At 66.2% G+C, this 23,153-nt stretch carries 23 protein-coding genes and 3 tRNA genes; 13 read left to right on the top strand and 13 right to left on the bottom strand.

Annotated features, from left to right (window positions below; all coding sequences use genetic code 11):
- The first annotated feature begins 26 nt into the window (after positions 1–26).
- The 3 genes from csrA (at position 27) to AC1RNP_RS12265 (ending at position 641) form a co-directional block, all read left to right on the top strand.
- Positions 27–230 (top strand): carbon storage regulator CsrA, encoded by a 204-nt coding sequence (csrA, locus tag AC1RNP_RS12275; protein ID WP_242106847.1) that lies wholly within the window; start codon positions 27–29, stop codon positions 228–230.
- 60 nt (positions 231–290) lie between these two features.
- Positions 291–383 (top strand) — tRNA-Ser (locus AC1RNP_RS12270).
- A gap of 181 nt (positions 384–564) precedes the next feature.
- Positions 565–641: transfer RNA gene (locus AC1RNP_RS12265), tRNA-Arg, on the top strand.
- Positions 642–744: 103 nt separating this feature from the next.
- On the opposite strand, the gene AC1RNP_RS12260 is transcribed toward AC1RNP_RS12265, so the two are convergent.
- The 5 genes from AC1RNP_RS12260 to AC1RNP_RS12240 form a co-directional block, all read right to left on the bottom strand.
- Positions 745–1,752, bottom strand: coding sequence for an NAD-dependent epimerase (locus AC1RNP_RS12260; RefSeq protein WP_493051546.1), 1,008 nt, complete (start codon positions 1,750–1,752; stop codon positions 745–747).
- Between the two features lie 303 nt (positions 1,753–2,055).
- Positions 2,056–3,345, bottom strand: a complete 1,290-nt coding sequence (locus tag AC1RNP_RS12255; protein WP_493051545.1) for a nucleotide sugar dehydrogenase — start codon at positions 3,343–3,345, stop codon at positions 2,056–2,058.
- Positions 3,346–3,413: 68 nt separating this feature from the next.
- Positions 3,414–4,265 carry an alpha/beta hydrolase family protein gene (locus AC1RNP_RS12250; protein WP_493051544.1) on the bottom strand — a complete coding sequence of 284 codons (852 nt, stop codon included), beginning with the start codon at positions 4,263–4,265 and terminating at the stop codon, positions 3,414–3,416.
- 5 nt (positions 4,266–4,270) lie between these two features.
- Positions 4,271–5,071, bottom strand: coding sequence for a bifunctional hydroxymethylpyrimidine kinase/phosphomethylpyrimidine kinase (gene thiD, locus AC1RNP_RS12245; RefSeq protein ID WP_493051543.1), 801 nt, complete (start codon positions 5,069–5,071; stop codon positions 4,271–4,273).
- Positions 5,068–5,931: a LysR family transcriptional regulator gene (locus AC1RNP_RS12240; RefSeq protein WP_493051542.1), complete on the bottom strand. Its 864-nt coding sequence runs from the start codon at positions 5,929–5,931 to the stop codon at positions 5,068–5,070. The genes thiD and AC1RNP_RS12240 overlap by 4 nt, the downstream gene beginning before the upstream one ends.
- Before the next feature lie 107 nt (positions 5,932–6,038).
- Here AC1RNP_RS12240 and AC1RNP_RS12235 point away from each other — a divergent pair, with 107 nt between their 5' ends.
- On the top strand, positions 6,039–7,625 hold the full coding sequence (locus AC1RNP_RS12235) for an MFS transporter (RefSeq protein WP_493051541.1): 1,587 nt from the start codon (positions 6,039–6,041) through the stop codon (positions 7,623–7,625).
- A gap of 28 nt (positions 7,626–7,653) precedes the next feature.
- Here AC1RNP_RS12235 and AC1RNP_RS12230 read toward each other — a convergent pair whose 3' ends face one another.
- From AC1RNP_RS12230 to AC1RNP_RS12210, 5 genes are all read right to left on the bottom strand, one after another.
- Entirely contained in the window at positions 7,654–9,336 is a 1,683-nt protein-coding gene (locus AC1RNP_RS12230; protein WP_493051540.1) for a SulP family inorganic anion transporter, read from the bottom strand.
- Positions 9,336–9,587, bottom strand: coding sequence for a helix-turn-helix domain-containing protein (locus AC1RNP_RS12225; RefSeq protein ID WP_493051539.1), 252 nt, complete (start codon positions 9,585–9,587; stop codon positions 9,336–9,338). The genes AC1RNP_RS12230 and AC1RNP_RS12225 overlap by 1 nt, the downstream gene beginning before the upstream one ends.
- 200 nt (positions 9,588–9,787) lie before the next feature.
- Positions 9,788–11,185, bottom strand: a complete 1,398-nt coding sequence (locus tag AC1RNP_RS12220; protein ID WP_493051538.1) for a PhoH family protein — start codon at positions 11,183–11,185, stop codon at positions 9,788–9,790.
- Positions 11,186–11,285: 100 nt separating this feature from the next.
- Entirely contained in the window at positions 11,286–11,756 is a 471-nt protein-coding gene (locus AC1RNP_RS12215; RefSeq protein ID WP_493051537.1) for a peroxiredoxin, read from the bottom strand.
- A 1-nt stretch (position 11,757) separates the two neighbouring features.
- Positions 11,758–12,390: a glycine cleavage system transcriptional repressor gene (locus AC1RNP_RS12210; protein ID WP_493051536.1), complete on the bottom strand. Its 633-nt coding sequence runs from the start codon at positions 12,388–12,390 to the stop codon at positions 11,758–11,760.
- 158 nt (positions 12,391–12,548) lie between these two features.
- On the opposite strand from AC1RNP_RS12210, the gene dapA reads away from it, so the two are divergent.
- A complete protein-coding gene (gene dapA / locus AC1RNP_RS12205) occupies positions 12,549–13,445 on the top strand; it encodes a 4-hydroxy-tetrahydrodipicolinate synthase (RefSeq protein ID WP_493051535.1) in 897 nt (298 codons plus the stop codon).
- Positions 13,446–13,565: 120 nt separating this feature from the next.
- Entirely contained in the window at positions 13,566–14,090 is a 525-nt protein-coding gene (locus tag AC1RNP_RS12200; RefSeq protein WP_493051534.1) for a hypothetical protein, read from the top strand.
- Positions 14,091–14,161: 71 nt separating this feature from the next.
- On the opposite strand, the gene fdxA is transcribed toward AC1RNP_RS12200, so the two are convergent.
- Together fdxA and AC1RNP_RS12190 are read right to left on the bottom strand one after the other, a co-directional pair.
- Positions 14,162–14,485: a ferredoxin FdxA gene (gene fdxA, locus AC1RNP_RS12195; protein ID WP_493051533.1), complete on the bottom strand. Its 324-nt coding sequence runs from the start codon at positions 14,483–14,485 to the stop codon at positions 14,162–14,164.
- 184 nt (positions 14,486–14,669) lie between these two features.
- Positions 14,670–14,745, bottom strand: a tRNA-Glu gene (locus AC1RNP_RS12190).
- 173 nt (positions 14,746–14,918) lie between these two features.
- On the opposite strand from AC1RNP_RS12190, the gene pcnB reads away from it, so the two are divergent.
- The 6 genes from pcnB (at position 14,919) to pgi (ending at position 20,504) form a co-directional block, all read left to right on the top strand.
- On the top strand, positions 14,919–16,298 hold the full coding sequence (gene pcnB, locus AC1RNP_RS12185; RefSeq protein ID WP_493051532.1) for a polynucleotide adenylyltransferase PcnB: 1,380 nt from the start codon (positions 14,919–14,921) through the stop codon (positions 16,296–16,298).
- Positions 16,295–16,804: a 2-amino-4-hydroxy-6-hydroxymethyldihydropteridine diphosphokinase gene (folK, locus tag AC1RNP_RS12180; protein ID WP_493051531.1), complete on the top strand. Its 510-nt coding sequence runs from the start codon at positions 16,295–16,297 to the stop codon at positions 16,802–16,804. The genes pcnB and folK overlap by 4 nt, the downstream gene beginning before the upstream one ends.
- Positions 16,805–16,832: 28 nt before the next feature.
- A complete protein-coding gene (gene panB / locus AC1RNP_RS12175; protein WP_493051530.1) occupies positions 16,833–17,648 on the top strand; it encodes a 3-methyl-2-oxobutanoate hydroxymethyltransferase in 816 nt (271 codons plus the stop codon).
- 16 nt (positions 17,649–17,664) lie between these two features.
- Positions 17,665–18,516, top strand: coding sequence for a pantoate--beta-alanine ligase (panC, locus tag AC1RNP_RS12170; RefSeq protein ID WP_493051581.1), 852 nt, complete (start codon positions 17,665–17,667; stop codon positions 18,514–18,516).
- A 93-nt stretch (positions 18,517–18,609) separates the two neighbouring features.
- Positions 18,610–18,990 (top strand): aspartate 1-decarboxylase, encoded by a 381-nt coding sequence (panD, locus tag AC1RNP_RS12165; protein WP_242106872.1) that lies wholly within the window; start codon positions 18,610–18,612, stop codon positions 18,988–18,990.
- Between the two features lie 5 nt (positions 18,991–18,995).
- Positions 18,996–20,504, top strand: coding sequence for a glucose-6-phosphate isomerase (gene pgi, locus AC1RNP_RS12160; protein ID WP_493051529.1), 1,509 nt, complete (start codon positions 18,996–18,998; stop codon positions 20,502–20,504).
- Positions 20,505–20,522: 18 nt separating this feature from the next.
- Here pgi and queG read toward each other — a convergent pair whose 3' ends face one another.
- A complete protein-coding gene (queG, locus tag AC1RNP_RS12155) occupies positions 20,523–21,596 on the bottom strand; it encodes a tRNA epoxyqueuosine(34) reductase QueG (RefSeq protein WP_493051528.1) in 1,074 nt (357 codons plus the stop codon).
- A 23-nt stretch (positions 21,597–21,619) separates the two neighbouring features.
- Between queG and AC1RNP_RS12150 the strand changes: the two genes are divergently transcribed.
- Positions 21,620–23,140 carry an NAD(P)H-hydrate dehydratase gene (locus AC1RNP_RS12150; protein ID WP_493051527.1) on the top strand — a complete coding sequence of 507 codons (1,521 nt, stop codon included), beginning with the start codon at positions 21,620–21,622 and terminating at the stop codon, positions 23,138–23,140.
- The last annotated feature ends 13 nt before the right edge of the window (positions 23,141–23,153 follow it).

Below are 23,153 nucleotides of genomic sequence, written 5' to 3'. Positions count from 1 at the left end.
TCGCCGACCCATGGAGATTCCAAGCAATGTTGATTTTGACTCGCCGCGTCGGTGAGACCCTGATGATCGGCGACACGGTCACCGTGACGGTGCTCGGCGTGAAAGGCAATCAGGTCCGTATCGGCATCACTGCGCCGAAAGACGTGGCTGTGCACCGTGAAGAGATCTACGAGCGCATCCAGCGCGGCGAAGAGCGCGCCCCACACCAGGGTTTGCCGCACTCCGACTGAACCGGTATCCTTCCGCACGCGTTTTTACGGGCGCATGCTTCTGGCATGCGTACCGCACCCGGAGACTTGCCCGAGAGGCCGAAGGGGCTCCCCTGCTAAGGGAGTATGGGGTCAAAAGCTCCATCGAGGGTTCGAATCCCTCAGTCTCCGCCACTTCGGCGAGCTTCCCAGGTTCTGGGTTTCTTGCCGCCGCGAAGCTGGAGTAATCCGGATTTCGCGCAAGGCGTCCCCTGCACTCCAAGGCATCGGATACCTGGATACAAAAACGACAGATTGACGAATGCGCCGTTGGTTCGGCACAATTCCGCTTCTGCTTCACATCGTTTCAAACCGCGCGCCCGTAGCTCAGCTGGATAGAGCACCAGGCTACGAACTTGGGGGTCGGGAGTTCGAATCTCTCCGGGCGCGCCAATACATGGATCGGTCCACGCTCACGCGTGGACTTCCCACGAAAAACCCGGCCTCGGCCGGGTTTTTTGTTTTGCGGCTCTGTTGCGCAGATCAGATTCGCGAATCAGACCTTGTAGAAGTCGCGATACCAGGCAACGAAACGCTCCACGCCCACTTCGATCGGCGTCGACGGCGAATAGCCGGTGTCGCGTCGCAGTGCCTCGACATCGGCATACGTATCCGGCACATCGCCCGGCTGCAGCGGCAGCAGTTGCTTTTCCGCCTTGCGGCCGAGGCAGGCTTCCAGCACTTCGATGTAGCGCAGCAGTTCGACCGGCTGATGGTTGCCGATGTTGTAGACGCGATAGGGTGCGCTGGAGCTGGCCGGCGTCGGTGCCTTCGGGTCGTAGTCCGGGTCGGGGCCCGGCACATGGTCGAGGGTGCGGATCACGCCTTCGACGATGTCATCGATGTAGGTGAAGTCGCGCGTGTGCCGGCCGTGGTTGAAGACGTCGATGGGTTTCCCGGCGAGGATGTTGCGCGTGAACAGGAACAGCGCCATGTCCGGCCGTCCCCAGGGACCGTAGACGGTGAAGAAGCGCAGGCCCGTGGTCGGCAGATTGAACAGATGGCTGTAGGTATGCGCCATCAGCTCGTTGGCCTTCTTGGTGGCCGCGTACATGCTCACAGGATGATCGACGCTGTCCTCCACCGAGAACGGCAGCTTGCGGTTCGCGCCGTACACGGAACTCGACGAGGCGTAGACCAGATGCTCGACACCGCCATAACGACAGGCTTCGAGGATGTTGAGGAAGCCGATGACGTTGCTGTCGACGTAGGCGCGCGGGTTCTCCAGCGAGTAGCGCACGCCGGCTTGCGCGGCGAGATTGACCACGCGCTGCGGGCGGAAGTCGGCGAACGCCTGGTCCAGTGCCGCGCGATCTTCCAGCGCCGCCTGCACGAAACGGAAACCGGCCTGCGGCTGCAGCCTTGCCAGGCGCGCCTGCTTGAGCTGCGGGTCGTAGTAGTTGTTGAGATTGTCGTAACCCAGCACCTCGTCGCCCCGCGCGAGCAGGCATTCGCTGAGCTTGGAACCGATGAATCCGGCGGCGCCGGTAACCAGGATGCGCATGACGATGGGCGAGGGGAGGCTGGTGTGAATTGTAAGCCCGTGGGGTGAGAGACCGTTGTGCCGCGTGAGGCAACTTGTGGCCGGTTAACCCGCCCGCCTGCTTCACGAGGCTTCGAGGGATTCCATCCGAAGGCTTGTGGTCTTGTCATCCCGGCGAAAGCCGGGATCCAGTTTTTCGTGAAGAGATTGGTTATCTGGATGAAAGGCTGGATCCCGGCTTTCGCCGGGATGACGAACTGGTACGTGGCGAGCTGATACGTGACGAACTGATCCGTCTAGACCCAAGACGTTCTGAGGGTGCGCCTACAAACAGGCATCGGCACTGCCATGCGGCAGCGCATGCTTGACGTCGAACAACACCGCGCTGGGTTTGGCGAAGGCGCGGATGCCGTCGGCGCCCAGTGTGACGAATTGGTCGTGCGCCACAGCGAGGATCACGGCGTCGTAGTGGCCGGTTCGCGGCCGATCGACCAGCGCCAGGTCGTACTCGGCCTGCGCCTGTGCCGGCGCGACCCAGGGATCGTGCACATCGACGTCGACGCTGTAGCTCTTCAACTCGTCGACGATGTCGATCACGCGCGTGTTGCGCAGATCGGTACAGTTTTCCTTGAAGGCAAGGCCCAGCACCAGCACTCGCGCGCCGGCGGTCTGGATGCCGCGCTGCTGCATCAGCTTGATCGTGCGCTCGGCCACATGCAGGCCCATGCTGTCGTTGATGCGGCGTCCGGCCAGGATCATCTCCGGCTGGTAGCCGATCTGCTGCGCCTTGTGAGTGAGGTAGTAGGGATCGACGCCGATGCAGTGGCCGCCGACCAGTCCGGGGCGGAACGGCAGGAAATTCCACTTGGTCCCGGCGGCTTCCAGCACCTCGTGCGTGTCGATGCCGAGGCGCTGGAAGATCAGCGACAACTCGTTGATCAGGGCGATGTTGACGTCGCGCTGGGTGTTCTCGATCACCTTCGCCGCTTCTGCGACGCGGATGCTGGAGGTCCTGTGCGTGCCGGCCTCGATGATGCTGGCGTACAGCGCGTCGACGAAGTCGGCCGCTTCCGGCGTCGAGCCTGATGTGACCTTGAGGATGGTTGCGAGCCGATGCCGCTTGTCGCCGGGATTGATGCGCTCGGGGCTGTAGCCGACGAAGAAATCCGAGTCGAGTTTCAGGCCGGATTCGTGCTCCAGGATCGGTACGCAGACTTCCTCGGTGGCGCCCGGGTACACCGTGGATTCGTAGATCACCACGTCGCCGCGCGCGAGCGCGCGGCCGGCGCTGCGGCTGGCGGCTTCCAGCGGGCGCAGGTCGGGGCGTTTGTATTCGTCGATCGGCGAGGGTACGGTGACGATGAAGACGTTGCAGCCGGCGAGCGCGGCCGCGTCGTCGGTGAGCGACAGCCTGCCGGCGGATTTCAATTCCTCCGCGGAGGTTTCCAGCGTGTGGTCGCGGTGTTCGCGCAGTTCGGCGATGCGGGCGGCGTCGATGTCGAACCCGAGCGTGTCGTATTTGCGTCCGAACGCGACGGCGAGCGGAAGCCCGACGTAGCCGAGGCCGATCACGGCGATGCGGATGTCATCTTGTGCGGGCAGTGATGCGGGCATGATCGTTCAAGGTTACGCGAAATCGCATCGAGGCCGGCACGTCCGGGCCGCCATCGGAGCGCGGAGCTTCAGGCGGACAACCACGCGGCGACCGCCTCCGGCGTCTTCATCCAGGCGAAATGATCGGCGCGGCTGCCGAGTTCGGTAGCGCCGAGCTTGCGCAGTTCGAATGGCGCCCGCGGCAGCTTCGACAGCAGGAAACGCACCGGCGGCTCCGGCGCCAGCCAGTCGTCGGCCATCACGATAACGCGGGCGCTGACGTCGTCGCGTGCCGCCATCGCGGCTTCGAGATCGTCGGCGATGTTGGGGAAGGCATAGCGGCCGCTCAATCCCGTGCTCGCCCAGTCGCGGATGAGGCCACGCGCCTCGTTGCCGGCGAAGCGGAACTTGTAGCCGGGCAGATAGCCGTGCCGGTCCGCGTACCAGGGCGCGGCGCGGTAGGCCAGCGGCAGGCCCAGGCGATGCGGCAGCGGATAGGCGCGCCAGTAGGGCGCGGCGCTGGCGGTCAGCCAGAGCGTGTTCGCATAGCGCGGCGCGAGACCCAGGCGCATGCAGGCGAACTGCCCGCCCAGGCTGTGGCCGCCGATGATGCGCGGCGTCGCGCCGAGTGTCTGCACGACCGCCGCCTCGCTGAGCGGAAGGTCGCCGTAGAGCACGTCGCGATAACCCCAGTTGCAATCGCGGCCCGCGCGCAGGCTGCTGGTGCCGAGGCCGCGCCATTCATGCACGAACACGGCCACGCCGCGTCGCGCCAACGCTTCGGCGAAGGGAATGTAGTGCTTCGCCGCGATGCCCAGCGCCGGCAGCCAGAGCAGGCTGCGTTGCGGATTGGCCGGAATGCGCGCGAGCAGCGCAAAGCGGTGGCCGTCTTCCGCCTGCTGCGGCAGTTCTAGGACCTCGGGCGGGGTGATGTCGTTCATGCGGCTCAGAGCTTGTGGAAATGATCGAGGACGACGATGTCGCTGCGCCCCGGCTTGTAGCCGCCGAGCAGTGCGCCGTGCACGTAATCGGTGGCACGCGCGCAGGCTTCGGGGAGGGACAGGCCGAGACCCAGGTTCGCCGCGATCGCGGAGGCTAGCGTACAGCCCGTGCCGTGGCCGTCGATGCGCATGCGCGCATGCGCGAAGGCCGCGCGCGTGATGCCGTCGTCGTAGCGGTCGATGACGGAAGCGCCTTCGCCGAGATGCCCGCCCTTGAGCAGCACTGCCCGCGCGCCGAGCGCGCGCAGGCTGGAAGTGGCGCGTTCGGCCGCCTCGCCGTTCGTGATCGCGTTGCCGAGCAGCAGTTCCGCTTCGGGGATGTTCGGCGTGACGATGCTCGCCAACGGCAGCAGGCGTTGGCGCATCGCTTCGAGCGCATCGTCGGCGAGCAGCTTGGCGCCGGAGGTGGCGACCATCACCGGGTCAAGCACGACATGGGGCGGCCGATAGGCTTGCAGTGCATCGGCGACGGCGTGGATCACTTCCGCCGTCGCCAGCATGCCCAGCTTGACCGCACGGATGTCGAAATCATCGAAGCAGGCGTCGATCTGCGCGCGCAGGAAGGCGATCGGTGGCACATGCACGTCGGTGACGGCGCGCGTGTGCTGGGCGGTCAGTGCGGCGATCGCGGACAGCCCGTGAATGCGATGCGCGGCGAAGGTCTTGAGATCGGCCTGGATGCCGGCACCGCCACCGGAATCGGCGCCGGCGATGGTGAGGACTGAAGGCGGGAGGCGGTCGGTCATGCGTGCATTGTGCGGGCAGCGGCTTCCTGCTGGATCAGCCGTCCGAACTCGCGCACGGCGGGCGTCGGTTCGTCCTCGCCGTAGATCAGGAGCGTGTCGAGGTTAGGCAGCGGCGGCAGGCCGTATGTCCCGTCGAGAATCTTCATCCCGGGCTGCATGTTTTGCGGCGAGAGCGCCGCGATGGCGAGGCCGGTCAGCGCCGCGGCGCGCAGGTCGGCCAGGCTGGGCGAGGTGAACACGGAATGCCAGTGCAGCGCGGTGGCGTTCAAGGCTTCCAGGGTCAGTAGGCGGCAGATGCAGGGCGGTGCGGAGAAGGCGATGGGCAGCGAGGCTTCGCGCGGCAATTCGAAGTTCTCGGTCGCGACCCAATGCAACGGCGCGCGCTGCAGCACGATGCCCTCCAGGGTGCCGGCCACCACCGGCACGACCGCGAGATCGAGTTCTCCGGCAAGCACCATGCGATGCAGGTCGAGATTCACCGCGACGCTTGCTTCCAGCCGCACATCGGGGAAGGCGCGGCGGAACTGGCACAGCACCTGCGGCAGGCGTTCGCCCATGTAGCTTTCCGGCACGCCGAAGCGCACGGAGCCGGAGATCGGCGAGGTGCGGAAGCGCTGGGCGAGGGCGTCGAAGGAATGCAGGATCTGTTCGGCGTGGCGCAGGAATTCCTCACCGTCCTCGGTCAGGGCCAGGCGGCGGGTGGTGCGGTGGAGTAGCGGTCGGCCGACCTGCTCCTCCAGGCGCCGGATCTGATGGCTCACCGCCGATTGCGTGAGATGCAGCCGCGCCGCCGCCTTGGTGAATCCCTTGGATTCCTGGACGGCGACGAAGGTGCGCAGCAGGGTGGGATCGAAGTTCATGGCGGGAGATTAATTAATATTATTGATTAATACAATGAAATTAATTCGTTTGATTCATGTGATGGCGGTGCCGAGAATGGTCCGGATTCCTCACCGGCTACCCACCGATGTCCGCCGCAGCGCATTCCCGTTCCTCCAATACCGTCGCATTGATCGCGATCTGCCTGGCCGGGCTGATGTTCGGCCTGGAGATTTCCAGCGTGCCGATCATCCTGCCGGACCTGGAGAAGGTCCTCGGCGCCGACTTCAAAGCGCTGCAGTGGATCATGAATGCCTACACCATCGCCTGCACCACGGTGCTGATGGCGACCGGCACACTGGCCGACCGCTTCGGCCGCAGGCGTGTATTCGTGGTCAGCACCGTCGCGTTCGGCCTCACCTCGCTGCTGTGCGGGCTGGCGCCGGATACGCACTGGCTGATCATCGGCCGGTTTCTGCAGGGCATGGCGGGCGGCGCGATCCTGATCTGTTCGATCGCGGTGCTGTCGCACCAGTTTCCGGAAGGGAAGACGCGCGGACGTGCGTTCGCGATCTGGGGTGTCGTCTCCGGGATTGGCCTCGGCTTCGGCCCGGCGATCGGTGGCGCGGTGCTCGCCGTGCTCGACTGGCGCTGGATCTTCCTGGCGCACGTGCCGCTGGCGGTGCTCGGCGTCGTGCTGACCTATGCGGCTGTGGAAGAGTCACGTGATCCACACGCCAGGAAGCTGGATCTGCTCGGCATCCTGACGCTGACCGTGGCGGTGCTCGGCCTCACTTACGCCATCACGCAAGGCGCGGACCTCGGTTTCTCCAGCCCGGTCATCCTCGGCGTCGCCGCCGCGACGCTGGTGAGTCTCGTCGCCTTCGTGCTGGTGGAGAAATTCCATCCGCATCCGATGTTCGATTTCTCGGTGTTCAAGATCCGCGATTTCTCCGGTGCGATCCTCGGTTGCGTCGGCATGAATTTCAGCTACTGGCCTTTCATGATCTATCTGCCGCTGTATTTCTCCGCGGCGCTCGGCTACGACAACACCACGACCGGCCTGCTGCTGCTCGCCTACACGCTGCCGTATCTGGTGATGCCGCCGGTCGCGCAATACCTGCTGGTACGCTATCAGGCCCGCGTCGTGATTCCCGCCGGGTTGTTTACGATCGGATTGGGCTTCCTGCTGATGAAGTTGGGCAGCGGCTTCGGGCAGCACAGCGGGCTGGCCGTCCTCCCCGGCGCGCTGGTTGCGGGCATCGGCCTGGGGCTGACCAACACGCCGGCCACCAACATGACCACCGGAGCGGTGCCGTCGAATCGCGCCGGCATGGCTTCGGGCATGGACATCAGCGCCAGGCTGATCACGCTGGCGATCAATATCGCCGTGATGGGAGCGATCCTGGTGGCAGGGATCCATGCCTCATTGCGCAAGATGCTGGGTGCGGAATTCGACGCGACGCAGCTGCGCGCCATCGCCGAACGTCTTGCGGGCGGAGACCTGGCAGCGTTGCGGCAGGAGTTTCCGCGACTGGCGAGGCTGGATGCATCCGCTGACATCGTCCGCAGCGCGCTCACCGATGGTTTCGGCAACCTGATGCTTTACGGCGGCATCGGGGTCTGGGTGCTGGCCGCGCTCAGCGCCATGATTTTTTCGCACAGGCAAGAGATTGTCGAAGCATCGTCCTGCAATTCGCAGGCTGCCGTCTGCGCTTCAGAAAGCGGCGGATGACACCGTGAAAGCGTGATCCGCCGCAGGGCTAGGTCCCGACGATGGATTCCGCCAGTTGCAACGCATGCGGATAGTCCCGCGCGAAATGCAGCTCGCCTTCGCGTTCGTCGAGATGCATGCCGGCGATCACGCGCTTCGGCTGCGCCTGCAGGCCGGAGATGATTAGCACGATGCCGCGGCGATGGCAGCGTTCGGCCAATGTCTTCAACGCATGCACGCCGCTGGCGTCGATGATCGGCACCAGCCGCATGCGCAGGATGAAGACGCGCGGCGGCGACATGAACTGGTCGAGCAGGTTGTCGAGCCGGTTGGCGGCGCCAAAGAACAGCGGGCCGTTGATCTGGAAGACCTCCACCCCCTTGGGCAGCAGCGCGCGCTGGTCGGTTTCGCCATCGCCGCCACCGTTCTCGTCCAGCGGGCGCGTGCCGGCATTCACTTCCACCGCGTCGGCCATGCGGAACATGAAGACGAAGGCGGCGACCACGAGTCCGGCCTCGATCGCCACGGTGAGATCGACCAGCACGGTGAGGAAGAAGGTCAGCAGCAATACCAGACGATCGCCCTTCGGCGCGGACAGGGTGTGGCGGAAGGCTTCGACTTCGCTGATGTTCCAGGCGACCACCAGCAGGATCGCCGCGAGTCCGGCCAGCGGGATGTAGCGCATCAGCGGTGCCAGCAACAGCATGAACACCAGCAGGAAGGCCGCGTGCAGGATGCCCGACACCGGCGAACGGCCGCCGGCGCGCACATTGGTGGCGGTGCGCGCGATGGCGCCGGTCGCGGGCAGTCCGCCGAACAGCGCCGATCCGCAGTTGGCGACGCCTTGCGCGACCAGTTCCGCGTTGGAGCGATGACGACCGCCGGTCATGCCGTCGGCGACCACCGCCGAGAGCAGCGACTCGACGCCGGCGAGAAAGGCGATGGTGAACGAACTCGGCAACAACTCGCGCGTGCGCTCGAACGGAATGTGCGGGAAGTCGAAGACGGGCAGGGTGGACGGCAGTGTTCCGAAACGGCTGCCGATGGTTTCCGCAGGCAGCAGGAACCCGGTGGTGACCAGCGTGCAGGCCAGCAGCGCGATCAGGAAGCCGGGCCAGTTCGGGCGCCAGCGTCGCAACGCGAGGATCAGCACCAATCCGAGCACGGTCAGGGCCACGGCCGCCGGTTGCACGGTGTGCAGGTGCTGGAAGTAGGCGGTCCAGCGTGGTAGGAATTCCGCCGGCACGCTGCCCATGCGCAACCCGAACGCATCCTTGATCTGGCTGGAGAAGATGCTCACCGCGATGCCCGCGGTGAAGCCGGTGATCACCGGCTGCGGCATGTACTTCATCAGCGCGCCCAGGCGCAGCAGGCCGGCGCCGATCAGCATCAGGCCCGCCAGCAGCGTGCACAGGATCAGGCCGCCGAAGCCGAAGTTCTGGATGACGGAAAACACGACCGGAATGAAGGCCGCGGTCGGTCCGCCGATCTGCACGCGCGATCCGCCGAGCGCGGAGATCAGGAAGCCGGCGACGATCGCCGTGTACAGGCCTTTCTCCGGCGTCGTGCCGCTGGCGATCGCCAATGCCATCGCCAGCGGCAGGGCGACGATCGCGACGGTCAATCCGGCGATCGCATCCGTGCGCAATTGCGGCCAGCCGTAGCCTTCGCGGAAAACCGTGAGCAGCTTCGGCTCGTACATCCGCAGGATGCGGCGGTCGATGCGTGCCATCACACCGGCTCCTTCAGGCGCACGCCGCGTCCACGTCCCTGGCTGGGCTGATCGTTGCCGATCAGCTCGATGCCGGCGGCGTCGAGGGCGTCGACGATCTTGGTCAGCGTGCTCACCACGCCGCGCACGTTGCCCTTGCTGGATTCCATGCGCTGGATGGTCGGCAGGGAAACACCGGCCATTTCGGCGAGGGTGCGCTGGTCGATGCCGAGCATTGCGCGCGCCGCGCGCATCTGGACTGCGGAGATCATCGCGGGGGTTGTCCCAGATTGATGTGCCAGATCGCTATTTTTTGATTTAAATCTCGCAATTACAAATATAAAAAATTGATATTGATGTTTTAAACATCAAAAATGAGCGCGCAGCCGACGAACGGTATCGCCGGCAACGGCTTCGCCCACCGCTTCCCCGGGGGAAGCAGTGGGCTCGTCGTGATGTGGAGGGACCGCTCTTAGAGCACTTCGGAAGCGTAATCCGCCAACCGCGACCGCTCGCCGCGCCGCAGCGTGACATGCGCGCTGTGCGCCCAGCTCTTGAAGCGATCCACGGCGTAGGTAAGGCCGGACGTGGTCTCGGTGAGGTAGGGCGTGTCGATCTGCTCGACGTTGCCCAGGCACACGATCTTGGTGCCGGGGCCGGCGCGGGTGATCAGCGTCTTCATCTGCTTGGGCGTGAGGTTCTGCGCCTCGTCCAGGATCAGCCAGCGGTTGAGGAAGGTGCGGCCGCGCATGAAGTTGAGCGAGCGGATCTTGATGCGCGAGGCGAGCAGGTCGTTGGTGGCCGCGCGCCCCCAGCTGCCGCCTTCCTTGTTGCTCGGCATCAGCACTTCGAGGTTGTCGGTGAGTGCGCCCATCCACGGCGTCATCTTTTCTTCCTCGGTGCCGGGCAGGAAGCCGATGTCCTCGCCGACGCTGACGGTGGCGCGGGTCATGATGATCTCGCGATAGCGCTGCGCGTCCATCGTCTGCGCCAGGCCGGCGGCCAGCGCCAGTAGTGTCTTGCCGGTGCCGGCGGTGCCGAGCAGGGTGACGAAGTCGACCTCCGGGTCCATCAGCGCGTTGAGCGCGAAATTCTGCTCGCGGTTGCGCGCGATGATGCCCCACACGGCGTGCTGCTGGTTGCGGTAGTCGTCGACGATCTGCAGCGTCGCGCGCGCGCCGTCCACCTTGACCACGCGCAGTTCGGTCTGGTCATCGCCCGGCAGATAGAGAAACTGGTTGGCGAACCATTCCTCATCGTCCTCGAGCGACACTTCGTAGTAGGTGCGGCCCTTGTCGGTCCAAGACTTGAGGTCCTTGCCGTGGCGCTGCCAGAAATCCTCCGGCAGTGACGTGGCGCCGGTGTAGAGCAGGCTGAAGTCGTCGAGCGCGCGGTCGTTCTCGTAATCCTCGGAGGCGATGCCGGCGATCGCCGCCTTGATGCGCAGGTTGATGTCCTTCGACACGAACACCACCGGCGCGCCCGGCTCGGCCTGCTTGAGCGCGATGATCGCGCCGATGATGTCGTTGTCGGCCTTGTCGTCGCCGCGCTTGCGCTGTTCGAGCGAACCGGTCTGGAACTGCAGGCGGCCGATGCTCTCGGCGCTGCGCAGCTGCAATCCCTGCGGGCGGGTGAGGGTGAGGCCGGAGGCGATCTTGTCGGCGCCCTGCGACTCGATCAGCTCGTTGATGAAGCGGCTGACCTGGCGCGCGTTGCGGCTGGCTTCCGAAGTGCCTTTCTTGCCGTTGTCGAGCTCTTCGATCACCTGCATCGGCAGGAAGACGTCGTGCTCCTCGAACTTGAACAACGCAGTCGGATCGTGCATCAGCACATTGGTGTCGAGCACGTAGATGCGCTTGCCTTTGGTCATCGCGTCGTCCTATGCGTGTTGTGTTGAGCGGTAAATGGATGGCGACGATCCACCGCAACCCGCGTGGCGGGGCGATGGATCGGTCGGATGCAGAGGCGACTCACTTGGCCTGGGCAGCCTTCAAGGCGTCGAGGACGGCATGCGCATGCCCGGCCACCTTGACGCCGCGCCAGGCTTGGGCGATGCGGCCTTTCGGGTCGATGAGGAAAGTGCTGCGCTCGATGCCGATGTACTTGCGGCCATAGAGCTGTTTTTCCTTGATCACGCCGAAGGCGTTGCACAGCGTTTCGTCGACATCGCTGACGAGATCGAACTTGAATCCCTGCTTGTCGCAAAAATTCTGATGCGACTTGATCGAATCGCGCGAGACGCCGAGCACGGTGGCGTCGAGCTTGGTGAATTTAGGCAGCAAGCCATTGAACTCGATACCCTCGGTGGTGCAGCCGGGCGTCGAGTCCTTCGGGTAGAAGTACAGCACCAGCCAATGGCCGATGTGATCGGAAAGTTTCGCGGTGATTCCGCTGGACAAGGCCAGCGATAGCTTCGGAACTTTGTCGCCGGTATCGAGCATGTCAGAACTTCATCGGATCCATGATGGCGTCGAGATTCAGATGGTCGCAGAACTCGAGGAAGTCGTCGCGCAGGGCCGCGATGTGCATGTCGGCGGGCACGCCGATGGTGACTTGCGCCGAGAACATGTCGGCGCCGGTCTGCATGGCGCGGTAGCGCGAGCAGTGCAGGCTTTCGATGGTGATGCCCTGGCGATCGAAGAAATCGGCCAGCTGGAACAGGATGCCGGGCTTGTCCGACGCCACCACTTCGACCACGTAGGGCAGCAGGTTGGACTGCACGGGCTTGGGGCCGGTGCGGTACCAGATCAGCTTCAGCCCTTCCTCGCGTTCCAGACGGGTCAGCATCGCCTCGAGCTTGGCGACCGAATCCCACGAGCCGGTGGCCAGCGCCGTCACCGAGACGTCGCGGCCGACGGTGGACAGGCGCGTGTCGACGAGATTGCAGCCACTGTCGGAAATACGCCGCGTCACCGGGAGCAGTGGTGACTGCGGATGCGTCGAGTAGGCGTTGATCAGCAGGTAATTCTCGTTCGGCGCGGGCCGCACAGCGGTGTCTGAATCGGTCAAGGCGGCGTCCGAAGCGTAAGGGTGTGAACGGCGACCCGGTCGGCGACCGGATGCGGTGATCAGCATACTTGCCCGCGGTTTCGCGCCGCAAGTAAAGTTGCCTCACGCAAGCTGGGGGCCGAAGATCGGTGCGAAGGTCGCGCGACGGAATTTGTCGCGGATTTCAACCGGTTGCCCGAATTCCCGCCCCCAGTTCCAAACTCGCCCCCAATTCGACTCCCCACATGCGACTTTCCGGCAGCATCACCGCGCTGGCGACACCGTTCACGGCCGCCGGCGAACTCGACCTCGACGCCTGGCGCCGCCTCCTGCAGGCGCAACTCGCCGCGGGCACGCAAGGCGTCGTGGTCGCCGGCTCCACCGGCGAAGCCGCCGCGCTGCTCGATGCCGAGTACGACACCTTGCTGCGCACCGCGGTCCAGCTGCTGGGCGGACGCATCCCGGTGCTCGCCGGCACCGGTTTGTCGAACACCGCCAAGACCATCGAACAGACCCGCCGCGCCGCCGCACTGGGCGCCGACGCCGCGCTGGTGGTGACGCCGCCTTACGTGCGCCCGACCCAGGCCGGCCTGATCGCGCACTATCGCGCGATCGCCGACGACGGCGCGCTGCCGATCGTGCTCTACAACGTGCCCGGCCGCACCGGCTGCGATCTGCTGCCCGACACCGTCGCCGAACTCGCCGGGCATGCGCGCATCGTCGGCATCAAGGAGGCGCGCAACGAACCGGAGCGCATGCAGGCGCTGCTGCCGCTGCGCTCGAACGCGTTCGCCGTGCTCAGCGGCGACGATCCCACCGCCGTGCGCGCGATCCTGGCCGGCGCCGACGGCATCATCTCGGTGGCCTCGAACGTGGTGCCGGCGACGTTCCGGCGCCTGAGTGATCTGGCGCGTGGCGGCGAAGCCGACGCGGCGCGGGCGCTGGACGCGCAGCTGCATGAGCTCTACGACTTCCTCGGCATCGAGCCGAACCCGATCCCGGTGAAGGCGATCCTGGCGCGGCTGGGCATCGGCACCGGTCTGCGCCTGCCGCTGACGACGCTGTCGGCGGGGCACGCGGTCCTGGCCGAGCGGATGCTGGGGGCAGTCCAGACCTTCGAGGCGGCGAACGCGCGCTCCTGAGCGTGCCCCTGATTCGATTCGATGGGATTCGCGCCATCGCCGATGCCGAGAGGGCATTGGTTAAGCATGGTCCCGCGCCCACTCGCGATACACTGGCGGCTTGATCCGCAGGAGAACCCGATGCGTCTTTCAGCTTTCCCGCTCCGTACCGTGGTCGTCGCCCTGGTGGCCGCGGCCGTTCTCGGCACCTCCGGCTGCAGTTGGTTCCGCAAGAAGAACGATCTCTATGCCGCGAGCCCGGAGAGCCGCCCGCTGGAAGTGCCGCCCGATCTGAACCTCCCGGACAGTTCCGGCGCGATGAAGCTGCCCGGCGGCGACGCCCAGTCGGTCAGCCGTTCCTCGCTGCCGGCGCCCGCGGCCGCTCCGACCGGCAGTGCCAACGGCTTCACGGTTCCCGGCGAGCGCGACGCGATCTTCGCCAAGGTCGGCGACGCCCTCACCGCGACCACGGGCGTCACCATCGCCAGCAAGGCGCAGATTCTCGGCACCTACGACGTGGACTACGAAGGCAGCAAGTTCCTGGTGCGCGTGACCAAGGTCGATGCCGGCGTGTACGTATCCGCGGTCGATCCGCGCGGCCTGCCGGCCACCACCGAGGCGCCGACCAAGCTGATCGCCGCGTTGAAGGCGGCTCTGGGCGGCTGAGCCAGCTCAGTGGTCGAAAAGAAAACGGGCGCCTCGGCGCCCGTTTTTCGTAATGGAACCTCGTCCCCGGCTTAGCGCTCCAACAATGGCAGCTTGCCGGTCTTGCCTTCCCAATCCTTCGCGTCCGGCAACCCGTCCTTGCGCGCGGTGATCACCGGCCAGGCCTTGGACAGCTCGGCGTTCAGGGCGACGAATTCCTCCTGTCCGGCCGGCACGTCGTCCTCGGGATAGATGGCGTTGATCGGGCATTCCGGCTCGCACAGGGTGCAGTCGATGCACTCGTCCGGATCGATCACCAGGAAGTTCGGGCCTTCGTGGAAACAGTCGACCGGGCACACCTCGACGCAGTCGGTGTACTTGCACTTGATGCAGTTCTCGGTGACAACAAAAGGCATGGGGGATTCGCGATGTGGCTTGGCGGATAGTCTAGCGGCTTGCCCAAAGCAGGGCGAAGCAGCGGGGTGGGGCGGTCTTCCCGTCACCCAAACAAAACCCGGCCGGAGCCGGGTTTTGTCGGAAGATCCGCGCGGTTGGCGTGGACCTCTTGCGAGAACGACGGGAACGGCTCGCAATTGAATATGGCGCTCCCTACGGGATTCGAACCCGTGTTTTAGCCTTGAGAGGGCCACGTCCTAGGCCTCTAGACGAAGGGAGCAGGGGTTTGCCGGTAGGAGCCGGCACCGGCTGGACGGCCGGCGTGCCGTCGGATGCCCGGCGCGAAGTTGTTAGTATATCGTGGAAAGCCCGGCCGCGGATGGTCGGGGCTCGCGGAAGGACCCGCGCCCGTCGCGGTTGCCAAAAGGGCAGCCGATCGAATCTCCTCTCTGAATGCCCAACCCGACCCAATCCACCTCCATCGCTCGGCGCATCATCCCGCGCGAGCAACACACGATCTCGCGCAAGGACATCAGCGCGAACGCCTTGCGCGTGCTTTACCGTCTGCGCGAGGGTGGCTTCGATGCCTACCTGGTCGGCGGCGCCGTGCGCGACCTGCTGGTCGGCGGCCACCCCAAGGATTTCGACGTCGCCACCAGCGCCACGCCGGAAGAGGTCAAGCACCTGTTCCGCAACTGCCGGCTGATCGGTCGCCGTTTCCGTCTGGCGCATGTGGTGTTCGGGCGCGAGATCATCGAGGTCGCCACCTTCCGCGCCAACAGCGACGACGGCAGCGGCGACCGCCAGGTCCACGACGACGGCCGCCTGCTGCGTGACAACGTCTACGGCAGCATTGAGGACGACGCGGTCCGGCGCGACTTCACCGCCAACGCCCTGTACTACACGGTCGAAGATTTTTCCGTGCGCGACTACGTCGGCGGCTTCGAGGACGTGAACAACCGCGTGCTCAAGCTGATCGGCGATCCGGAAACCCGCTATCGCGAGGACCCGGTGCGCATGCTGCGCGCGATCCGCTTCGCCGCCAAGCTTGGCTTCCGCATCGACGAAGGCACCGCCGAGCCGATCGCACGCCTGGCGCCGCTGCTGCGCGAGGCCGCGCCGGCGCGGTTGTTCGAGGATTGCCTGAAACTGTTCCTCTCCGGTCATGCCGAAGCCAGTTTCGAAGGGTTGGAGCGCTACGGACTGCTGCCCGCGCTGTTCCCCGACACGGCCGCCGCGCTCGCCGCCAATCGCAGCGGCGCGCTGCGGCGCATGGTGATCGCCGGCCTGCGCAACACCGATGCACGCGTGCGCGCGGACGAGCCGGTCTCGCCAGCCTTCCTGTTCGCGCTGCTGCTGTGGCCGGCCTATTGCCGCGCGCTGATGGCGCTGCAGTCGCAGGGCGTGCATCTCACCGAGGCACAGCGACGCGCCGCCGATCGCGTTACCGTGCACCAGCTCGATTCGATCGCGCTGCCGCGCCGGTTCTCACTGCCGATGCAGGAAATCTGGCTGATGCAGGCGCGGCTGTCGCAGGCCCGCAATGGCCAGCGCCAGCGCAAGCGGGTGATGCGCACGCTCTCGCATCCGCGCTTCCGCGCCGCCTTCGATTTCCTGATCCTGCGGCAGGCGGCCTCCGACGATCATGCCGATGACGTGGCGTTCTGGCGTGATGCGCAGCAGGACCCGGACAACGCCATCGCGATGCATCCCGCCGAACTCGAAGAAGCGGAAGGCGAGGGGGCGGCGGTTCCCGGGCGCAAGCGCCGGCGCCGTCGCCGCAAGCCCGTCGGTCAGGCCGAGCACGCCGGTTCGAATTCGGCGGTCGAATGAGTGTCCCGGCAGGGACGGCCCAAGTCGCGTACGTCGGTCTCGGCAGCAATATCGGCGACTCGGTCCAGACATTGCGCGCCGCCATCGACGCGCTGGGCGATTTGCCGGAAACGCGATTGCTGCGCGCCTCGAAGCTGTACCGGACGCCAGCCTGGGGCCGGAGCGATCAGCCCGACTTCGTCAACGCCGTCGCCGCGCTCGACACCCGGCTGGATGCGCGCGCGCTGCTCGATGCCTTGCTGACGCTGGAGCGCAGCTTCGGCCGTGACCGCAGCGACGAAAGCGAGCGATGGGGGCCGCGCACGCTCGATCTCGATCTTTTGCTCTACGGCGAAACGACCATCGATCAGCCCGGCCTGCACGTGCCGCACCCGCATCTGCACGAGCGCGCCTTCGTGCTGGTGCCGCTGACCGAGATCGCGCCGGAGGCGGTGATCCCCGGCCGTGGAACGGTACGTGCCGCGCGTGCCGCCGTGGCGGACGAAGGCATTCAAGCGTTACCCTGATGCATCGCATCAAAATGGTTGCCGCGCCATGTACGCCCCAGATGACCGCAAGCCGCTGACCGTCCCGGCACTGGCCGAAGCCAAGCGCGGCGGTCACAAGCTGGCGATGCTCACCGCCTACGACGCCGGCTTCGCGCGCGTCTTCGACGAGAACGGCACCGAACTCCTGCTGGTCGGCGATTCGCTCGGCATGGTGGTGCAAGGGCAGAACTCGACGCTGCCGGTCAGCGTCGACGACATGGTCTATCACACGACCATCGTCGCGCGCGCCGTGAAGCGCGCGCTGCTGATCGCCGATCTGCCGTTCCAGGCCGACGCCACGCCCGAGCGCGCGCTCGATGCCTCCACGCGCCTGCTGCAGGCCGGCGCGCAGATGGTGAAGCTGGAAGGTGCCGGCCACAAACTCGACGTGATCCGATTCCTGACCGAGCGCGAGATTCCCGTCTGCGCACATCTCGGCCTGACCCCGCAATCCGTGCTGCGCTTCGGCGGCTACAAGGTGCAAGGGCGCGAGGATGCCGCAGCGCAGCGCCTGCGCGCGGACGCCGCCGCGGTGGCCGAGGCGGGCGCGACGTTGCTGGTGCTCGAATGCGTGCCGTCCGGGCTCGCCCAGGCGATCACCCAGGCGATTCCGATTCCCACCATCGGCATCGGCGCCGGCCCGCATTGCGACGGACAAGTGCTGGTGCTGCACGATTTCCTCGGCCTGCACACCGGGCACCGGCGTCCGAAATTCGTCAAGGATTTCCTAGGTGAAGGCGGCTCCATCGCCGGTGCCGTGAAGGCCTACATCGCGGCGGTGCGCGATGGCAGCTTCCCCGACGCCGAGCATTCCTACGAATGAGCCTGCTTACGTGAGCCTGGACACGATCGGTGAACTGCCGGCGCTGCGCGCGCGCATCGGCGAGTGGAAGCGTGCCGGCCTGCGCATCGGCTTCGTGCCGACCATGGGCAATCTGCATGCCGGACACCATTCGCTGGTGAAGCTCGCGCGCGAGCGTGCCGATCGCGTCGTCGCCAGCGTTTTCGTGAACCCGACGCAGTTCGGGCCGAACGAGGATTTCGCGCGCTATCCGCGCACCCCCGAAGCGGATGCGGAAGGCTTGGGCGAAGCCGGCTGTGATTTGCTGTGGCTGCCGTCGGTGGAGACGATGTATCCCTACGGCGCCGACGCCGCCGTGCACATGCGCGTGCCCGGCATCACCGACGTGCTCGACGGCGCGCATCGTCCGGGTCATTTCGACGGCGTGGTCACCGTGGTCTCGCGGCTGTTCAATCAAGTGCAGCCGGACGTGGCCGCGTTCGGGCGCAAGGACTATCAGCAGCTGGCGGTGATCCGCTATCTGGTGCGTGATCTCGCGTTCCCGATCGAACTGCTGCCGGCGCCGATCGTGCGCGAGGACGACGGCCTGGCGATGAGTTCGCGCAACCAATACCTGTCGCCGCAGGAGCGTGCGACTGCTCCGGTCATTCACCGCACGTTGTTGGCGATGCGGGACGCGGCCACGGCCGGCGCTGCGCGCGCGGTGATCGAAGCCGAAGCCGGAGCAGCGCTCACAGCGTCCGGCTTGGTGGTCGATTACGCCGTCGTGCGCCGCCCCGATCTCGCCGAGCCATCGGACGGCGAGGGCGGGCAGCAGGTTGCCCTGATCGCCGCCAGGCTGGGCAAGACCCGGCTGATCGACAATCTGGAATTCACAATTCCCGGGTAGAACACTTCCGGCCATGCCAGCGGGCTGGAAATCCGGCCGTTGGCCTATATCTAGTACACTCCGCGGCCTGCGCCTCCCCACGGCCCTGCATCCATGCAACTGACCCTCCTCAAAGCCAAGATCCACCGCGCCACCGTCACCCACGCCGAGCTGCATTACGAAGGCTCGTGCGCCATCGATGGCCGCCTGCTCGACATCTCGGGCATCCGCGAGTACGAGCGCGTGGAGATCTACAACATCAACAACGGTGAACGCTTCGCCACCTACGCCATCCGCGGCGAGGAAGGCAGCGGCATCATCTCGGTGAACGGCGCCGCCGCCCACAAGGCGCAGCCCGGCGACCTGGTGATCATCTGCGCCTACGGCAGTTGCGACGAGGCCGAGGCGGCCAAGTTCAAGCCGACGCTGGTGTATGTGGATCGGCAGAACCGCCTGACCCATACGAATACCTCGATCCCCGCACAGGCGGCGTGATCGGGATGGCGACTGTCGATTTCGAAGTCCTCAGAAACGCCGCAACGCGCCTGCAAAGCGCGCCCATCTCCAAACTGATCGCCGACGATCCCGCGCGCGCGGGCGACTTCGCTCTGCGCGCCGGCGCGCTGTACGCGAATTTCGCACGCCAGCGCTACGACCGCGCCGCGCTCGACGAACTGTTCGCGCTGGCGGAAACCGCCGACTTCCCAGGCGCGATGCGGCGCCTGATCGACGGCGATACCGTCAACGCCACCGAAGGTCGCTCGGCGCTGCACACTGCGCTGCGTGGCGACCTGTCCCCGGCGCCCGTCGCGCACGCCGCGTCCGCGCAGGCGCACGAGGCGCGCGCGAGGATGGCGGCGCTGATCGATGCGCTGTCGGCGTCCAATGTCACCGACATCGTCAGTGTCGGCATCGGCGGCTCCGATCTCGGTCCGCGCTTGGTCGCGGATGCCCTGAGTCTGCCGGGCGCTCGCTTCCGCGTTCACTTCCTGTCCAACGTCGACGGCGCCGCCGCTCAGCGCACGCTGGCTGGACTCGATCCGGCGCGCACTGCCGCGATCCTGATTTCCAAGACCTTCGGCACCCAGGAAACCCTGCTCAACGGCACCATCGTCCGCGACTGGCTCGGCGACGACGGCCGCGTCTACGCCGTCAGCGCGAATGTCGAGCGCGCGGCGAAATTCGGCATCGCGGCCGAGCGCATCCTGCCGATGTGGGACTGGGTGGGCGGCCGCTACTCGCTGTGGTCGGCGGTGGGCTTTCCGATCGCGCTCGCGATCGGCATGGATCGCTTTGAAGCGCTGCTCGCCGGCGCCGCCGGGATGGACGCGCATGCGTTGAACGCGCCGCCGCGCGAGAACCTCGCGTTCTGGCACGCCTTGACCGCGGTCTGGAACCGCAACGCGCTCGGCGCCGCCACGCAGGCCGTGCTGCCCTACGACGAGCGCCTGCGCCTGCTGCCGAACTATCTGCAGCAGCTGGTGATGGAGAGTCTCGGCAAATCGGTGCGCCTGGATGCTGCGCCGCTGCGCGAACAGACCGTGCCGGTGTGGTGGGGTGGTCCGGGCACCGATACCCAGCACAGTTTCTTCCAGGCGCTGCACCAGGGCACGCAGATCGTCCCCGCCGACTTCATTGGCGTGGTGCGCAACGACGATCCATACAGCGAGAACCATCAGGCGTTGCTCGCCAATCTGCTGGCGCAGACCGAGGCGCTGGCGAACGGACAGGCCAACGACGATCCTCATCGCGCCTACGCCGGCAATCGTCCCAGCACGCTGCTGCTGCTCGATGCGCTGACGCCGGAAGCGCTCGGCCAGCTGATCGCGCTGTACGAACACAGCGTCTACCTGCAGTCGGTGGTGTGGGGCATCAATGCCTTCGACCAGTTTGGTGTCGAGCTTGGCAAGCAGGTGGCGAATCGCCTGTTGCCCGCGTTGCGTGGCGATACCGAAGCGGATGATCCGGTGACGGCCGCGCTGCTCGCGGAGCTGAAGCGTCGTCTCTGATTTTCTTTTGTCAGGAAATCAAACGCCGTGCTGGGCCAAGGCCCAGGTGACATGCTCGCGCACGACCGGATCGCTCGTTTCGATTCGCGACCGTAGCGCCGCAACCACTTCCGGCGAAGTCGGCGCATTGCCCAGCGCCACCGCGAGATTGCGCAGCCAGCGTTCGTAGCCGCTGCGGCGGATCGCGGAGCCTTCCGTGCGCTGCATGAATTCGGCTTCGCTCCAGGCGAACAATTCCGCCAGCGTCGCCTTGTCGAGATCGTTGCGCACGCGGAAATCCGGCTCGTCGGTGCGCTTGGCGAACTTGTTCCAGGGGCACACCAACTGGCAGTCATCGCAGCCGAAGATGCGATTGCCGATCAGTGGCCGCAATTCCTCGTCGATCGCGCCTTCGTGCTCGATGGTGAGGTAAGCGATGCAGCGCCGCGCATCGAGCCGGTGCGGTGCGACGATGGCCTGTGTCGGGCAGATCTCGATGCAGCGCGCGCAGGTGCCGCAGTGCGCGCTCGCGGGCGGATCGATCGGCAGCGGCAGATCGACATAGATCTCGCCGAGGAAAAACCAGGAGCCGCCGTCCTTGTCGATCAGGCAGGTGTTCTTGCCGATCCAGCCCAGCCCCGCGTTCCTCGCCAGTGCGCGTTCGAGCACCGGTGCGGAATCGACGAAGACGCGATGGCCGAATGGCCCGATCTCCCCGGCGACGCGATCGGCCAGCTTCTGCAGGCGATTGCGCATCAGCTTGTGGTAGTCGCGGCCGAGCGCGTAGCGGGCGACGTAGGCGCGTTCGCCGTCGCTCAGCGTCTGCCAGGCTTCTTCCTCGTCGCGGCCGTAATCGAGGCCGACGGAGATCACGCGCAGCGTGCCGGGCACCAGTTCCGCCGGACGCGAGCGCTTGTCGCCGTGTCGCGCCATCCAGTCCATCGAGCCGTACAGGCCGTTGGCGAGCCAGTCGCGCAGATAGGTTTCGTCCGCGCCGAGTTCGATCCCGGCGATGCCGCAGCGCTGGAACCCCGCCTCGCGCGCAAGCGCCTTGATCCGCCGTGCGGCGACGGCGGGATCGAGATCGGTAGCGGGGACGGCCTGAGGCACCATGGCGCAAGTATAGAATCGTGACGATGAGCGGATCCCTCCAGCCTGCCAACAGCACGCCCCTCTACGACAGCCGTGCGCTGCGCCGCATCGAGGCGCAGGCGGATGCCCTCGGCGGCGACGAAGTGCTGATGCGCCGCGCGGGGCTGGCCGCCTGGCATGCGTCGCTGACGCATTGGCCGCGTGCCCGCCGCATCCTGGTCGTGTGCGGTCCCGGCAACAATGGCGGCGACGGCTGGGTGCTGGCGCGCCATGCGCGTGAGGCCGGGCGCGTGGTGCGCGTACTGCAGCTGCTGTCGCACGCTTCGCGTGGTGAGCTGGCGCAGCGGATGCGACAAGAATTTCTCGAAGCCGGAGGCCATGTCGACGTGGCGCTGAGTGATGTGCCGCACGCTGATTTCGACCAGTTCGACCTGGTCGTCGACGCCCTGTTCGGCATCGGCTTCTCGCGCGTGCCGGATGCCGAGACCGCCGTGCTGATCGAGACGATCAACGCGGCGCGCGCGCCGGTGCTCGCGCTGGACGTTCCGAGCGGCGTCGATGCCGATACCGGCCGCGTGCCGGGCGTGGCGATCCACGCCAGCCATACCGTGCAATTCATCGGCGCGCATCTCGGATTGGCGACGGGAGCGGCGCTCGATCATGTCGGCGTGCGCAGCGTCGCATCGCTGGACGTGCCGCGAACAATGCTGGACGAACTGCCCGTGGCGGCGTATCAAATCGCGGCGGATGCGCTGCCCGGCTATCTGCCGCGCCGTCGTCGCAATACGCACAAGGGCGAGTCGGGGCGTGTGCTGTGCATTGGCGGCGATCACGGCAAGGGCGGTGCGATCGCGATGTGTGCGGAGGCGGCATTGCGCGCCGGAGCAGGGTTGGTGGATGTCGCCACGCGTGCCGAGCACGTCACGGCACTGTTGTCGCGCAGGCCGGAAGCGATGGTGCATGCCGTCGATGGGACGTCGCCGTTGCAATCGCTGACCGCGGCGCGCTTGTTCGAGCAGGCGGACGTGATCGCGCTCGGTCCAGGACTCGGTCAGGAAGCATGGGGTCATGCATTGCAGAAAGCCGTGCTGGCGGCGGGGAAATCGCTCGTGCTCGATGCGGATGCCTTGAATCTGCTGGCGTCCGCGCCTCGCGTTCTGCCATCCGATACGATCCTCACGCCCCATCCCGGCGAAGCGGCGCGATTGCTCGGCATTTCCACGCAGGACGTGCAGGCTGATCGCTACGCCGCCGCGAAAAGTTTGCGCGAGCGCTACGGCTGCGTGATCGTGCTGAAAGGCGCGGGAACCGTGATCGCGGCACCCGGCGAAACGATGCGCGTGCTCGCCGCGGGCAATCCCGGTATGGCGGTGGGCGGCATGGGTGACATCCTCACCGGCATCATCGCGTCGCTGCGTGCGCAAGGTCTCTCCGCATTCGATGCGGCATGCTGCGGCGCATTGCTGCATGCGGCGGCGGGCGATGCCGCTGCGCAAGAAGGTGGTGAACGTGGATTGCTGCCTTCCGATCTGTTTGCGCACGTGCGACGCTTGGCCAACTCATGAGCGCGACAGCACC

Source organism: Luteimonas sp. GW821-FHT14E02, from assembly GCF_058803905.1.
This window is presented reverse-complemented; position numbering and strand designations above follow the sequence as displayed.